The organism is Halanaerocella petrolearia (genome assembly GCF_054657875.1).
Genome location: NZ_BAAHXW010000001.1, coordinates 729,652 through 744,571, shown reverse-complemented (window position 1 = coordinate 744,571; position 14,920 = coordinate 729,652). Strand labels below are relative to the sequence as shown.

Sequence of the window (14,920 nt, the reverse complement as noted above, 5' to 3'; positions counted from 1 at the left end):
TGAGAACATAATTTTTTGTAAATCTGTCCTTAATATCCCCCTCTCTCTGTGAGGGGGTTATATTTTATAAGATGGAATAAGAAAGTTTAAGTTAGGAGGAAGATTGATGTGGCAGTTGGTTAAATGGGTCAAAAACTTATTGAGTAATCCTAAACAAGTTACATCAAAAACTGATTTTGAAGATAAGATTATTCCTCAACATATAGCAGTAATTATGGATGGTAATGGTCGGTGGGCCAAAAGTAAAAGCTATCCTAGAAGTATAGGCCATAAAAAAGGTGTTGATACTCTAAAAAAGACTGTGGAAGTAGCTGATGAAGTAGGTGTTGAGTATATTACTGCTTATGCTTTCTCTACTGAAAATTGGAAACGTCCTCAAGAAGAAGTTGATTTTTTAATGGATCTATTTGAAGATACTTTTCAGCGAGAACTAGATAACTTTAAGCAAGAGAATATTAAAGTTAATATCATAGGGCGCAAAGATAGATTACCAGAATCTGTTTTAGTTGCAGCAGAAGAAATTATGGATATTACTGCTGATAATGATGGCTTAACTCTCAATATTGCTTTAGACTATGGTGGACAAGCTGAGATAATAAAAGGGGTCCAAGATTTAGCAAGATCTGTTAAAGCAGGAGAGTTGCAGGTTGAAGAAATCACTGAAGAAAGATTAAATAATCAGTTATATACAGCTAGCCAGCCAGCTCCTGATCTGTTGATTCGTCCTGGAGGAGAGAAAAGAATTAGTAATTTTTTAGTTTGGCAGATAGCTTATGCTGAATTATACTTTACCGATGTTTATTGGCCAGATTTTGGGGAGCAAGAATTTATAACAGCTATTAAAGAATATCAAAAACGAGAACGGCGTTTTGGTGGACTTCAAGAAGAGTAGGTGATAAAATGTTGACTAAGAGGGTTTTAAGTGCAATTATTGGGATCCCTTTATTGGTTCTCATCTTTCAAGTCGGTAGTTGGGCGGTACTAGGATTAAATTTAGTAGTGGTAGCGTTGGGTTTAAAAGAGTATTATAAATTAGTAGCTAACAAAGGAGTTGCTTCTAATCAAACTTTGGGGATCTTATTAGGCTGGCTATTAAGTATTATTATCTATTTTAATTTTAGTTTAACTAAATTAATGGCTTTATTTATTTTAGGTTTATTAGTTATTTTATTAAAACAGGTACTGGTTGAATTAGATCAATCAGCAATCTTAACTACAGCAACTACTTATTTTGGTGTCTTTTATATTGCTGGTTTATTAAGCTATCTATTATTATTATATAATTTAGAATTTGGTCCTATACTTGTTTGGTTGCCTATATTAGCTACTTGGATGACAGATACTGGAGCTTATTTTACAGGGTTAAACTTTGGGCAACATGCTTTAGCTCCTAAAATTAGTCCTAATAAGACTATTGAAGGGGCACTAGGTGGGTTAGTTGGTAGTGTGCTAGTAACTTTAATTTTTAGTATTTATCTTAATTTTAATATCTTCTTAGGAATTATTTTAGGTTTATTAATTGGAGTTATAGGACAATTAGGTGATCTATGTGAATCAGTCTTTAAGCGTGATGCAAATGTTAAAGATTCAGGTGATTTAATCCCTGGTCATGGCGGATTATTAGATAGAATAGATAGTTTGTTATTGGTATTACCAGTTGTTTATTATTATCTACAATGGGTTATATTAAAATAGCAGGAGGAAGTTATGAAAGAAATTTATAGACTATCATTAGGTCTGTTGGGATTAGTGCTAGCTAGTATTTTCTTTCTTAAATATGTTACAGTCTATCTACTTCCTTTTGTAATTGCTATTCTTATAGCTAGCTTTATTGAACCGATGGTTACTTTTTTACAGAAAGAAACTAATTTTTCACGAGGGATAGCTGTAGCTATTGTCTTAACAATAATAATTATTTTAATTGGATTATTATTGGCTATTTCTATATCCAGACTATTTATAGAGTTAGATAGTTTAGTTAATAATCTACCTGATTATCAGACAATAGGGGGTAAATTTCGTTGGTTGGCCCAACAAAATAAAGAGTTAAGTCAATTGATTGAGGAATGGGAAATATCTGATTCAGTAAAGGAAACAATTAATAGTAATTTACAGAGTATTTATGATCGAATTAAACAGTGGATTCAGTTAGTAATCACTTCTTTATTAAATATAGTTAAGCAGTTACCAAGGTTAGTAACTATTTTATTGATTAGTTTAATTGCTACTTTTTTCTTTAGTCGTGATAAAACTTTGATTATCAGAACTTGTCTAGCACCTTTTCCAAGATTTTGGCGAGAAAAGATAATCCAAGTTCAAGTCGAGATTATTAATGCTGCAGTGGGATTTATTCGAGCCCAGATAACTTTAATTTCAATTACTACTTTTCTTTCTATCTTAGGATTGACTATTTTACAGAGCAGTTATGCTTTAGTAGCTGGTTTAACGGCTGGTCTATTAGATTTAATACCGATTATCGGACCAGGTATGATTTATACTCCTTGGCTAATTTATAGTTTAATAGTTGGTGATACTAAATTTGCCTTAGGGTTATTTATTTTATATGGAGTTGTAACTATTATTCGACAGATAGCTGAGGCTAAGATAGTAGGAGAAAATATAGGTATTCATCCGTTAGCTACTTTAGTATCAATATACTTAGGGGTACAATTATTTGGAGCTAGTGGTTTCTTTATTGGCCCAGCTTTATTAATAGTTCTGAAAGCAATTTTTGATACAGGATTTATTTCATTAATTATTAGTGATTAATTAGAGTATAAATAAGAGAGGGGGGAAGGTCGCTACTAAGGCGACAATAGATGTGAAGAAAGTTTCTATTTTAGGTGCGACAGGTTCAATTGGTACACAAACATTAGAGGTAATAGATAATGTAGATAAAGAGATTTCAGTGGTAGCTATTACTGCTAATAATAGTGTTGATTTATTAGCTCAGCAGGCTGATAAATTTGATGTAAAATATGCTGTAATTATGAATCAAGAGCGAGTTGATGAATTACAAAATAAATTGTCTGGTACTTCTACAACTGTACTTACAGGGTTAGAAGGGTTAATTGAAGTAGCAACTCTAAAAGAAATAGATTTAGTAATTAATTCAGTGGTTGGTGCTATTGGAGTGAAACCAACTTTAGCGGCTATTAGAGCTGGTAAAGATGTTGGTTTAGCCAATAAGGAGACATTAGTTACAGCTGGTTCAATTGTGACTGCTGAAGCTAAGAAACAAGAGGTTCAATTACTACCAGTTGATAGTGAGCATAATGCTATTTTTCAAGCTTTACAAGGAGAAGAGAGTAAGAATATCGAGAAGATTATTCTTACTGCTTCTGGTGGTCCTTTTAGAGAATCAACTAAACAAGAGTTAGAAAAAGTAACTATAGAAGATGCTTTAGACCATCCTAACTGGGATATGGGAGGTAAGATTACAATTGATTCAGCTACCCTAATGAATAAAGGGTTAGAAGTAATTGAAGCTAAGTGGTTATTTGATCTTACATTTGATGAAATAGATGTTGTTGTACATCCACAGAGTATTATTCATTCATTAGTTGAATTTAGTGATCATTCTATGTTAGCTGAGTTAGGATTACCTGATATGAAAGTACCTATCCAGTATGTTTTGACTTATCCTGATAGAAATCCTAATAATTTAGAGAGTTTGAATTTGACCCAAGTAGGAAATTTAACTTTTGAGGAGCCACGGATGGATTTATTTCCTTGTTTGAAATATGCTTATAAAGCAGGAGAAGTAGGGGGAACTATGCCTGCTGTATTAAATGCAGCTAATGAGATAGCAGTTGGTATGTTTTTAAATCAGCAACTCAAATTTGTACAGATACCAAAATTGATATCTCAAGTAATGTCTAATCATCAAGTAATATCTAATCCTTCTTTAGATGATATATTAAAAGCAGATACTTGGGCTAGACAAGAAGCAAAGAAAGAGGGGGATAGGATTTGTTGACAACTATTATTTCTTTTATTGCAGTTTTAGGAGTTTTGGTTTTTTTTCATGAGTTAGGCCACTTTTTAGTAGCAAAATACGTAGGAGTACAAGTTGAAGAATTTGCTATTGGTATGGGGCCTAAATTAGTAGGTAAACAAGCTGGTGAGACTCTCTATTCATTACGGATATTGCCATTAGGAGGTTTCTGTAAATTAACTGGTGAAATGCCAGTTGATGATGAAGAGAGTGATCCAGAAGAATTAAAATTATATCAAGAAGCCTTAGACAAAGGAAAATGTTTATTTCAGAAGTCAACTTGGCAACGAATAGGTGTCATTGGTATGGGGCCAATAATGAATTTCTTATTGGCGGCAATACTATTTATGTTGATCTTTAGTATTTATGGAGTACCAGTGGATACTTCATCTACTACAGAAATCGGGCAAGTATTACCTGAACAACCTGCTTATCAAGCTGGGTTAAGAGATGGGGATGAGATTATTGCTATTAATGGTCAACAGGTAAAAAATTGGAAAGAATTATCAACTATAATCCATCAGCATCCTAAAGAAGAACTTACCATAAAGATACGTCGAGAAAAGGAGATAGTTCAGCTTAAGGTAACTCCTCGCTTAGACCAGAAACGAAAAGTAGGGGTAATTGGAATTGTTCCAGTCTTTAAAAGAAAGCCAGTTAATATTTTTAATGCTTTAAAATTAGGTATAGCACAGACCTATAATACTATGGTGGCAATTGTGCTTGGTTTATATAAGATGATTACTAGACAGATGGCAGCTCAGGTATCAGGGCCAGTTAAGATTGCTCAGATGGTAGGTAATGCTACTCAGTCAGGTATGTTACGTTTAATGCAGTTATCTGCTCTAATTAGTATCAATTTAGGAATTATGAACTTATTACCTTTACCGGCCTTAGATGGTGGAAGATTAGTCTTTCTAGGGGTAGAAGTTGTTCGTGGTAAACCAATTGATCCAGAGAAAGAAGGATTAATTCATTTAATCGGTCTTGTATTATTAATGGTTTTATTTGTCGTAATTATGATTAAGGATATTAGATCTATAATCTAACTAGAGGTGATAGTGATGGAAAAAGATAACAAATGGTTAGATCCTAATAAAGTTAGTGGTCGTCGGGCCAAAAGATATTGTAAGTTATGTGGTACTGAAGCTACTCGGGTAAGAATCTTAAAACACGAGAATATATGTGAAAATTGTGTAGAAGATTTAAGTAGAAAGAAAGAAGGTAAGTATGCCTGTAAAGGCTGTGGTAAAGTAGCTCCTAAACAACTAGAAAATAATAAGGGCTACTGTAAAGACTGTGTCTGCCGTATCTGTGGTAAACCAGATCCAGCATTTGCACAAAAACATGGTTTCTGTGAAAAATGTTTCGAAATCATGGGAACTAACTGTCGTGAATGTGGTAAAGAGGCTCGTGCTCAAGTACAGAGAAATGATGGATTGTGTGATGACTGTGCCGATAGGTAGACTAGGAGGTGAAGACATGCTAGAAGAGTATGTCACTTTAGAGACTCTGTTAACTGATAGTGTAGCTAAGAAGCATTTACCTAAGGCGGGATATGCTCATGCTGTAGCTGCAGCAGAGAATGCTTTTGAGCTTGCTGTTGATAAAGGAGTATGTGTAGATTTAGCTACTAAAGCTGGCTTACTACATGATATTGGGCATACCAGTTGGGAGAGTCAAGGTGAATGGGATTATGAATCATATCGTGAATTTGATATTCATACTATTAAAGGAGCAGAGCGAGCCCATGAATTATTAACTTTAAAGGGAGAAGATTTAGGTAAAGCTCGAGATATATCTTTAGCTATACTCTTCCATAGTGATTCTAGTCCTGTAAATAAAAATGTGGAGTTAACACCATTACAGGAAGTAATTAGTGAAGCAGATAATATGGATAAACAAGCTGGTGGTGATCACCATAGAGTTAAGATTAGCTTTGCTGAAGCTCTACAGAGAGTAAGAAGGCTTGATATGTTAGTCTATCGCCATATTAAATATAATCAAAGCATCTGTCAAGAGTGTGATTGGCTAGATGAATGTAAGTTGAATGAATAACTACATTGAGGTGAAAAAAATGGGACGAAGAACTAAAGCAGTTAAGATGGGAGATGTCCAGATTGGTGGGACAGCTCCTATCTCTATTCAGTCTATGACTAATACTGATACCAGAAATGTAGAAGAGACAGTTAAACAGATAAAGAGATTAGAAGAAGTAGGTTGTGAGTTGATTAGAGTGGCTATTCCTGATCACGAAGCTGCTATTAAGGTAGATCAGATTAAAGAAGAGATTAATATTCCTTTAATAGCTGATATTCACTTTAACTATCAGTTAGCTTTAGAGGTTTTAAAGCGTGGAATAGATGGTTTAAGAATTAACCCTGGTAATATTGGGGGAACTGATAAAGTTAAGCAAGTGGCATTAGAAGCTGCTAAACGAAAGGTTCCTATTAGAGTTGGGGTTAATGCCGGCTCACTAGAAAAGGAATTATTAAAAAAGTATGGTCATCCTACAGCTGAAGCAATGGTAGAGAGTGCTTTAGGAAATATTGAAATTCTGGAGAAGTTTGATTTTAATGATATTATTATTTCCCTTAAATCTTCAGATGTACCAATGACTATTAAAGCTTATCAATTAATGGCTCAAGAGGTTGATTATCCATTACATGTGGGAATTACTGAAGCTGGAACAGTTAAATCGGGAACTATTAAATCGGCTGTGGGAATTGGTTCTATTTTGGCTCAGGGATTAGGTGATACTATTCGGATTTCACTGACTGGTGATCCTGTAGAAGAGGTCAAAGTAGCTTATGAGATTTTAAAGTCATTAAATTTAAGAGATAAAGGACCAAAATTAATTTCTTGTCCGACATGTGGACGGTGTGAAATAGATTTAGTAGAGATAGCACAAGAGGTAGAAGAAAGAATAGCTGACTTTGAAGATCCAGTTGAGGTAGCAGTTATGGGCTGTGCAGTCAATGGTCCTGGAGAAGCTAGAGAAGCAGATATTGGTATTGCTGGCGGGAAAAATGAAGGACTGATCTTTAAAGAAGGAGAAATCTTACGTAAGGTGCCAGGAGATCAGTTGATTGATGCGTTGATGGAAGAGCTAAAAGGATCAATTGACAATTAACAATCTATAATTTACAATTAAAATCAGAATCAAAATTCAATCTAGATTATTTATATTATCTAGTTAATGTATTTACTGCTTAATTGATATATTGTGTCACCTATGGTGACACAGTCGTGTGTCGTGTGCCATGAGCTATCAGCAGATTTTCACGGAGAGTCCGTAGGACTCATAGGAATTCAAATCATTTAGATTCAAAATCGAAATCTTGATAACTTCTATGTTCTAGGATATTGAATTGAGGCTACGTTTTTGAATTTAATTTGGCTCATAGCACATAGCAGACAGCAGACAGCTGTATCACTGAAAGTGACATATTATATTAATAATAAATTGCAAACTACTATTGGAGGTAATAATTATGAAAATGTCAGAAATGTACATACCAACACTAAAAGAGACACCTGCTGATGCAGAGGTGATTAGTCATCAATTGATGTTAAGAGCAGGAATGATTAGAAAGATTGGTTCAGGAATCTATACATATTTACCATTAGGATATCAAGTAATTAGGAATTTAGAAGAGATTATTCGTGAGGAATTAGAGAAGTCAGGGGCACAAGAAGTATTATTACCTGCTTTACAACCAGCAGAATTATGGTCTGAATCTGATCGTTTAGAGGACTATGGCCCAGAGTTGATGCGTCTTGATGATCGACATGACCGTGAATTCTGTTTAGGGCCAACTCACGAAGAAGTAATTACTGATTTAGTTAGAAATGAAGTTCGATCTTATAAACAGTTACCACTTAACTTATATCAGATTCAAACTAAGTATCGTGATGAGATTAGACCACGTTTTGGTGTTTTAAGAGCTAGAGAATTTATTATGAAGGATGCCTATAGCTTTAATGCTAATCAGGAAGGGTTAGATGAAAGCTATCAGTTGATGTATGATACTTACTGTAATATTTTCTCTCGTTGTGGTTTAGAGTATAGACCTGTCTTAGCTGATACAGGAGCTATTGGTGGTGATGATTCACATGAATTTATGGTTTTAGCAGATGCAGGTGAAGATATTGTTGTTTACTGTGAAGACTGTGACTATGCAGCTAATTTAGAGTTGGCTAAAGCAGAAGTAGAAGTAGAAGAATCAACTGAAGAAGTGCAAGAGCTAGAAACTATAGATACACCAGGTGTGTCTACTATTGGAGAATTAGCAGCAGAATTAGATTTACCAGCTAATAAGATGATTAAAGCTGTTTTATATCAAGTTGATGATGAACCTGTTTTAGCTTTAGTTAGAGGAGATTATGAAGTAAATGAAGTAAAGTTAGCTAATCTATTAGAGGTAGTTAATTTAGAATTAGCTCCAGCAGAGACTTATCAAGAGTTAGATACTGTTAAAGGATTTACTGGGCCAGTTGATTTGGATGAGGCCAAAATTATTGCTGATGAGTTGGTAATGGAAATAGTCAATGGTGTAGCAGGAGCTAATGAAACTGATAAGCACTTTATTAATGTCAATCCAGAACGCGATTTTGCCCCAGATGAAGTAGCTGATATTCGTGAAGTTAAAGAAGATGAAAGTTGTATTGAATGTGGAGGAGAGTTGCAGCAGACTCATGGTATTGAAGTCGGACAAGTGTTTAAGTTAGGAACTAAATATAGTGAAGCTTTAGAAGCTACTTTCTTAGATGAAAATGGTAAAGCTCAATCATTAGTAATGGGTTGTTATGGTATTGGAGTCTCTCGAACTATAGCAGCAGCTATTGAGCAAAATCATGATGATTATGGTATTAAATGGCCTAAAGCTTTAGCCCCTTATAAAGTTGAGATTTTAACTTTAGGTTCTGGTGAAGTCACAGAAGCAGCAGAAGAGTTATACCAGAAATTAATTGATCAAGATATAGATACGCTACTTGATGATAGAGATGAGAGAGCTGGAGTTAAGTTCAATGATGCTGATTTAATTGGAGCACCAATTAGGGTTACAGTTGGTTCTCGTTCTTTAGCTGAAGGTAAAGTAGAGATTAAATTAAGACAGACTGATGAAGAATTTAAGGTAGAAGTAGATAATTTATTATCTGAAATAGAAAGATTACTTACTGAATCAATCTGTTAGCTAGGAGGTCAGATAAATGTTAGTTAATGCAGTGATTCCTGCCTATAATGAGGAAGAAACTATCGGTGATATAGTAACTGAAGTTACCAATCATCGGTTAGTAGATCATGTAATTGTTGTTAGTGATGGTTCAGAAGATGCTACTGCTATTAGAGCTAAAGAAAAGGGAGCTAGTGTTATAGAGTTAGAAGAAAATTTAGGTAAGGGTGCGGCTATGCAAGAAGGAATTGATGCTACACCAGCTGATATTATTCTTTTTTTAGATGCTGATTTGTTGGGGCTAACTTCAGACCATATTGATCAATTATTGTTACCGGTGATTGAAGGTGAATCAGAGATGACGGTAGGAGTTTTCACTGCAGGTAGAGTAGCTACAGATTTTGCGCAAAAGATAACTCCTTTTTTATCTGGTCAACGTGCCATTAGAAGTGAAGTACTAGAAGAGGTATCTAATTTAGATATGACTCGTTTTGGGGTAGAGGTTGCGTTAACTCGATATGTTAAAGAGCATGATATTGAGATTAAAGAAGTTGAATTAGAGGATTTAACCCATAGAATGAAAGAGGAAAAATTAGGTTTGGTCAAAGGTTTAGGAGCTAGAATGAAGATGTACTGGGAGATTATTAAGAATTTTACTGGTGATAAAGTTAAGTGATAAGTGGGGGGGACAATAATAGATACACAACAAGTTATTTTAAGGTTAGGTTTGGCTTGTTTGTTAGGAGGATTAGTTGGTTTGGAGCGAGAACGAAACTCTAGGCCAGCTGGTTTTAGAACAAATATTTTAGTATCAGTTGGTTCAACTTTAATTATGATAGTTTCAATCAAGATACATTTGGTCTTTAATTATCCTCAGGTAGATCCAGGAAGAATTGCTGCTCAAGTTGTTAGTGGAGTAGGATTTTTAGGGGCTGGTACAATTATTAGGGAAGGATTTTCTGTTAAAGGATTGACTACAGCTGCAGGATTATGGGCAGTAGCTGGAGTTGGACTTGCTCTCGGAGCAGGTTTTTATACCAGTGCAATTGTAGCTACTTTATTAGTAATCTTAACTTTGACTTTATTAAATAAGGTAGAAAAGAATTTATATAATATTCATCATAAATATTTATTAAGAATTAAAGCTTTTGATCAACCAGGAAATATAGGTAAAATTGGATCGGCATTGACAGAAAATGAAGTTGTAATTAAGGATGTAAGTATTGAACAAGTATATGACGAACCTAATATTTATATTAATTTACGAATTAAGAAACCTGAAAATCTAGCAAAGAATAAACTTGTTACTTCTGTGACTGAGTTATCAGGTGTTATTCAAGTAGAGTTGGAAAAGGTTGATTAAAGGAGAGATAAGTATGGCAATGGTTAAAATTAAACCTGATAAGAAGAATCCTTTCCGTAATAAATTAAAAAAGAAGTTAGATATTTCTAATGAATTATTAGCTAAGATTAGATTTAAATTGGTTAGGGTAAATACAGTTAAAGAGACTTGTATTTTAGAGTTGAAAGTACCTGAAGAAATAGATGTTGAGTCTCAACTTGATGATTTAGGAGAGGAAATCTTGACTACAGGTCAGTTTAAGTATCAGATTGATTATTATAATCCTAATTTATCTTTAAAAACAATATTAGATAAACATTGGAATGAGATTATAAAGTTATTAAGAAAGAAGGTTTCCCAGGCTAATGGTTGGCTATCTCCTTCCCACTGGAAACTTGTAAATGATAGATTAGAAGTACAGGTAGGTAGTCAAATGGCAGTAGATGCCTTAGAAAATAAAGGTTGTGACCGAATTTTGGCCCAAATCTTGGCCCAAGAGTATAATAAACAGGTTAAAGTAGAGTTTGTAGTAGGTGACTTTAAGGCTGAATCAGATCGATTAGCTGATGAGCAGGCTAAAGAAACAGATGCCTATATGGATAGTTTAATGGAAAATATAGACCAACAAAGTCAGAATTATAACCAAGGATCACAGCAAAGTAACAATTCAAGCTCAAGTAATCAGGTTTGGTTAGGTAAAAATGTTAAAAAAGACGTTCAGCCAATAGATGAGATTACTGGTGAAGAAAGAAGTATAGTAGTTAAAGGTGAGATATTTGATACTGAGGTTAAGGAATTACAGAGTGGTAGTAAGCTAGTTATGTTTGATATTACTGATCAGACAAATTCAATTACAGTTAAGTTATTTGAAAATAAAAATGATAACTTATCAGAAAAGATTGGTAAGGGTAAGTGGGTTAAGGTACAGGGAAATGTTGAATTTGATACTTATGATCAAGAGTTAATGTTAAAACCTTATAATGTAGTATCTAGCTCACCAATAACTGAACGCAAAGATGAGGCCGAAGATAAGCGAGTTGAACTACATCTCCATACTAAAATGAGTGATATGGATTCTGTCTTAGATGTTGAAGATGCAATTGAACAAGCAGCAGAATGGGGTCATTCAGCAGTTGCTATTACTGATCATGGTGTAGTGCAGTCCTTTCCTGAAGCTTATAGTGCTGCTCAAGACAAGGATATTAAAGTTATTTATGGCTTAGAGGCATATTTAGTAGATGATGGAGAGCCAATTATTCTAAATCCTATTGAGAAAGATTTAACCCAAGAGACTTATGTCGTTTTTGATTTAGAAACTACTGGTTTTAATCCTCATCATAATGAAATCATTGAAATTGGAGCAGCTAAGATTGAAGCAGGAGAGATAACAGAGACTTATCAGACTTTTGTTAATCCAGAGCAACAGATTCCAGAAGAAATTGTTGAATTGACAGGGATTAACCAAGGAATGGTAGCTGATGCTCCTTCACTTAAAGAGGCTATAGTAGAGTTTTTAGAGTTTTTAGGTGATGCTACTTTAGTAGCTCATAATTTATCTTTTGATTTAGGTTTTATTGAAGATAAGCTACGTAAATTAGATCAGCCTAAGTTGACTAATTCAGCTCTTGATACCTTAAACCTTTCTCGGGCTTTATTACCAGATATGAAGAGTTATAAACTGAATAAATTGGCTAAAAAGTTTAATAAAGATTTAGAGAACCATCACCGGGCCAACGATGATGCTAAAGTGACTGCTGAAATCATGTTAGAATTAATAGAATTGGCTTTAGAACAAGAGGTAACTGATTTAACAGAGGTCAATCAGTTAACAAGTAAGATTGATTATAAAAGAATGCATCCTTATCATACTACAGTTTTAGTTAAGAATCAGGAAGGTTTGAAGAACTTATATGAACTAGTCTCTCAGTCTCATATTGAGAACTTCCATCGGGTGCCTCGAATCTTAAAGAGTGATCTCTTAGAAAAAAGAGAAGGGCTAATTATTGGTTCTGCTTGTGAAGCAGGTCAGTTATATAAGGCTATTCTGCATGGGAAATCAGATGATGAGTTAGTAAAGTTAGCTAAATTTTATGATTATTTAGAGGTTCAACCACTAGGTAATAATAAATTCCTATTAGAAAAAGGAGAAGTTGAATCTTTTGAAGAGTTACAAGAGATTAATCGTAAAATCTATCAATTAGGCCAGAGATTAGGTAAACCAGTTATAGCTGCTGGTGATGTTCATTTCTTAAGTCCAGATGATTCAGTCTATCGGAGGGTACTTAAAGAGGGACAAGGCTTTGATGATGCTGATGATCAGCCTCCTTTATATATGAGAACTACTGAAGAGATGTTAGCTGAATTTGATTATTTTGAAGAAGATAAGGCCTATGAATTAGTGGTTGAGAACCCACAGCAGATCTGTCAACAGATAGAAGATGTCGAACCAATTCCTGACAAATTATATACTCCAACTATTGAAGGTGCTGAAGAAGAAATTAGAGAGATGGCTTACAATAAAGCTAAAGACTGGTATGGAGATTCACTACCTGAATTAGTTGAAGATAGATTAGAGAATGAATTAGAATCAATTATTGGAAATGGATATGCAGTAATATATCTGATTTCTCAAAAGTTAGTTAAAAAATCATTGAATGATGGTTACTTAGTAGGGTCTAGAGGTTCAGTTGGATCTTCCTTTGCTGCTACAATGACAGATATTACTGAAGTTAATCCGTTGCCACCTCATTATAGATGTCCTGACTGTAAACATTCTAACTTCTTTACTGATGGTTCAGTAGGGGTAGGAGTCGATTTACCTGATAAGGACTGTCCTGAATGTGGTGCGTCTTTAATTAAAGACGGTTATGATATTCCTTTTGAAGTCTTCTTAGGTTTTGAAGGTGATAAGGTACCTGATATTGACCTTAATTTCTCTGGTGAATATCAACCTCAAGTTCATAGGTATACTGAAAAGCTGTTTGGGGAAGAGTATGTTTATAGAGCGGGTACTATTTCTACAATTGCAGATAGAACAGCCTATGGTTTTGTTAAAGGACATATGGAGGATAACAGTTTATCCTTACGGCAATCTGAAATCAATAGGTTATCTTCTGGATGTACAGGGGTAAAACGGACAACAGGACAGCACCCTGGGGGGCAGATAGTTGTTCCTCAAGATAAGGAAATATATGAGTTTACTCCTATTCAGAAGCCAGCTAATGATATGGATACGGATACGTTAACAACTCACTTTGATTTCCATTCTATTCATGATAATCTATTAAAGTTGGATATTCTAGGTCATGATGATCCAACAAGTATTCGTATGTTACAGGATCTAACTGGTGTTGATCCACAAGAAATTGAATTAGATGATGAAGAAACAATGGGGATCTTTTCTAGTATTGAACCGCTAGGAGTTACTGAGGAAGAAGTAGGAGTTAAGTTAGGAACTTTAGGTATTCCTGAGTTTGGGACTAGTTTTGTGCGAGGTATGTTACGGGAGACAAGACCAGAGACCTTTGCTGAACTGGTACGGATTAGTGGTTTGTCTCATGGAGCCGATGTCTGGTTGAATAATGCTCAAGATTTAATTCGTTCGGGAACGGCAGAGTTAGCAGAAGTTATCTCGGTACGTGATGATATTATGAATTATTTATTACAGAGAGGTGTTAAACCTTCTAAAGCTTTCTGGATTATGGAGCATGTAAGAAAAGGTAAAGGACTGACTGATGAAGAAGAAAAAGCGATGCGAGAGAATAATGTACCAGACTGGTATATTAAATCTTGTAAAAAGATCAACTATATGTTCCCTAAAGCTCACGCTGCAGCTTATGTTATGATGGCCTTTAGAATAGCTTATTTTAAGGTCCATTATCCAAAAGCATTCTATACTACGTTATTTACTATCAAAGCTGATGATTTTGATGCTCAGATTGTCCTACAAGGCCGAAATCATATCGAAGGTAAAATTCAAGAGATTAAAGCTAAAGGAAATGATGCTACAGCTAAAGATAATAATACTCGAACAGTTTTAGAAATAGTAGTTGAATCTTTAGCTAGAGGTATTGAGTTTTTACCTGTTGATATTTATGAATCTAAAGCATATGAGTTTAGGTTAACAGAGGAAGGATTATTATTACCTCCATTAATCAGTTTAGATGGTATTGGGAAGAGTGCAGCTCAAAATATTGTTGATGCTCGAGAAGAAGGAGAATTTACTTCAATAGAAAATCTTAAAAATCGAGCCGGTGCTAGTAAGACAGTAATTGAAGCACTGCGACTTCATGGTAGTTTAGAGGGTATGCCTGAAACCAATCAGTTATCACTCTTTGGTTAAACTGGGTTGCAAAAAGAGATCTTATATGCTAAAATGAAGATGAAAATATATGGATTTGTAGG

General features: G+C 34.5%; 12 protein-coding genes. All 12 read left to right on the top strand.

Annotated features, from left to right (window positions below):
• Positions 1 to 106: 106 nt before the first annotated feature.
• The 12 genes from uppS to ACYQ39_RS03720 all read left to right on the top strand — a co-directional run bounded on the left by uppS (position 107) and on the right by ACYQ39_RS03720 (position 14,858).
• Positions 107 to 892 (top strand): undecaprenyl pyrophosphate synthase, encoded by a 786-nt coding sequence (gene uppS / locus ACYQ39_RS03775; RefSeq protein ID WP_459840540.1) that lies wholly within the window; start codon positions 107 to 109, stop codon positions 890 to 892.
• An 8-nt stretch (positions 893 to 900) separates the two neighbouring features.
• Entirely contained in the window at positions 901 to 1,695 is a 795-nt protein-coding gene (locus ACYQ39_RS03770) for a phosphatidate cytidylyltransferase (protein ID WP_459840539.1), read from the top strand.
• A 12-nt stretch (positions 1,696 to 1,707) separates the two neighbouring features.
• Positions 1,708 to 2,769, top strand: coding sequence for a sporulation integral membrane protein YtvI (gene ytvI / locus ACYQ39_RS03765; protein WP_459840538.1), 1,062 nt, complete (start codon positions 1,708 to 1,710; stop codon positions 2,767 to 2,769).
• A 52-nt stretch (positions 2,770 to 2,821) separates the two neighbouring features.
• Positions 2,822 to 3,979: a 1-deoxy-D-xylulose-5-phosphate reductoisomerase gene (locus tag ACYQ39_RS03760; protein ID WP_459840537.1), complete on the top strand. Its 1,158-nt coding sequence runs from the start codon at positions 2,822 to 2,824 to the stop codon at positions 3,977 to 3,979.
• Positions 3,973 to 5,046 carry an RIP metalloprotease RseP gene (gene rseP, locus ACYQ39_RS03755; protein WP_459840536.1) on the top strand — a complete coding sequence of 358 codons (1,074 nt, stop codon included), beginning with the start codon at positions 3,973 to 3,975 and terminating at the stop codon, positions 5,044 to 5,046. Before ACYQ39_RS03760 ends, rseP begins: the two co-directional genes overlap by 7 nt.
• Before the next feature lie 15 nt (positions 5,047 to 5,061).
• Entirely contained in the window at positions 5,062 to 5,463 is a 402-nt protein-coding gene (locus tag ACYQ39_RS03750; protein ID WP_459840535.1) for a hypothetical protein, read from the top strand.
• A gap of 16 nt (positions 5,464 to 5,479) precedes the next feature.
• Positions 5,480 to 6,055 carry an HD domain-containing protein gene (locus ACYQ39_RS03745; RefSeq protein WP_459840534.1) on the top strand — a complete coding sequence of 192 codons (576 nt, stop codon included), beginning with the start codon at positions 5,480 to 5,482 and terminating at the stop codon, positions 6,053 to 6,055.
• A 19-nt stretch (positions 6,056 to 6,074) separates the two neighbouring features.
• Complete coding sequence (gene ispG / locus ACYQ39_RS03740) at positions 6,075 to 7,130, top strand: flavodoxin-dependent (E)-4-hydroxy-3-methylbut-2-enyl-diphosphate synthase (protein ID WP_459840533.1); 1,056 nt, start codon at positions 6,075 to 6,077, stop codon at positions 7,128 to 7,130.
• A gap of 361 nt (positions 7,131 to 7,491) precedes the next feature.
• Positions 7,492 to 9,195, top strand: coding sequence for a proline--tRNA ligase (locus ACYQ39_RS03735; RefSeq protein ID WP_459840532.1), 1,704 nt, complete (start codon positions 7,492 to 7,494; stop codon positions 9,193 to 9,195).
• 16 nt (positions 9,196 to 9,211) lie between these two features.
• Positions 9,212 to 9,850: a glycosyltransferase family 2 protein gene (locus ACYQ39_RS03730; RefSeq protein WP_459840531.1), complete on the top strand. Its 639-nt coding sequence runs from the start codon at positions 9,212 to 9,214 to the stop codon at positions 9,848 to 9,850.
• A gap of 81 nt (positions 9,851 to 9,931) precedes the next feature.
• Complete coding sequence (locus ACYQ39_RS03725) at positions 9,932 to 10,537, top strand: MgtC/SapB family protein (protein WP_459840530.1); 606 nt, start codon at positions 9,932 to 9,934, stop codon at positions 10,535 to 10,537.
• A gap of 13 nt (positions 10,538 to 10,550) precedes the next feature.
• Positions 10,551 to 14,858 (top strand): PolC-type DNA polymerase III, encoded by a 4,308-nt coding sequence (locus ACYQ39_RS03720; protein ID WP_459840529.1) that lies wholly within the window; start codon positions 10,551 to 10,553, stop codon positions 14,856 to 14,858.
• The last annotated feature ends 62 nt before the right edge of the window (positions 14,859 to 14,920 follow it).

What these genes read in the sequence shown, in the direction of transcription:
- ACYQ39_RS03735 (WP_459840532.1), top strand. Translation starts at nt 7,492, where the DNA reads ATGAAAATGTCAGAAATGTACATACCAACACTAAAAGAGACACCTGCT.
- uppS (WP_459840540.1), top strand. Translation starts at nt 107, where the DNA reads ATGTGGCAGTTGGTTAAATGGGTCAAAAACTTATTGAGTAATCCTAAA.
- ytvI (WP_459840538.1), top strand. Translation starts at nt 1,708, where the DNA reads ATGAAAGAAATTTATAGACTATCATTAGGTCTGTTGGGATTAGTGCTA.
- ACYQ39_RS03750 (WP_459840535.1), top strand. Translation starts at nt 5,062, where the DNA reads ATGGAAAAAGATAACAAATGGTTAGATCCTAATAAAGTTAGTGGTCGT.
- ACYQ39_RS03770 (WP_459840539.1), top strand. Translation starts at nt 901, where the DNA reads ATGTTGACTAAGAGGGTTTTAAGTGCAATTATTGGGATCCCTTTATTG.
- ispG (WP_459840533.1), top strand. Translation starts at nt 6,075, where the DNA reads ATGGGACGAAGAACTAAAGCAGTTAAGATGGGAGATGTCCAGATTGGT.
- ACYQ39_RS03745 (WP_459840534.1), top strand. Translation starts at nt 5,480, where the DNA reads ATGCTAGAAGAGTATGTCACTTTAGAGACTCTGTTAACTGATAGTGTA.
- ACYQ39_RS03720 (WP_459840529.1), top strand. Translation starts at nt 10,551, where the DNA reads ATGGCAATGGTTAAAATTAAACCTGATAAGAAGAATCCTTTCCGTAAT.
- ACYQ39_RS03730 (WP_459840531.1), top strand. Translation starts at nt 9,212, where the DNA reads ATGTTAGTTAATGCAGTGATTCCTGCCTATAATGAGGAAGAAACTATC.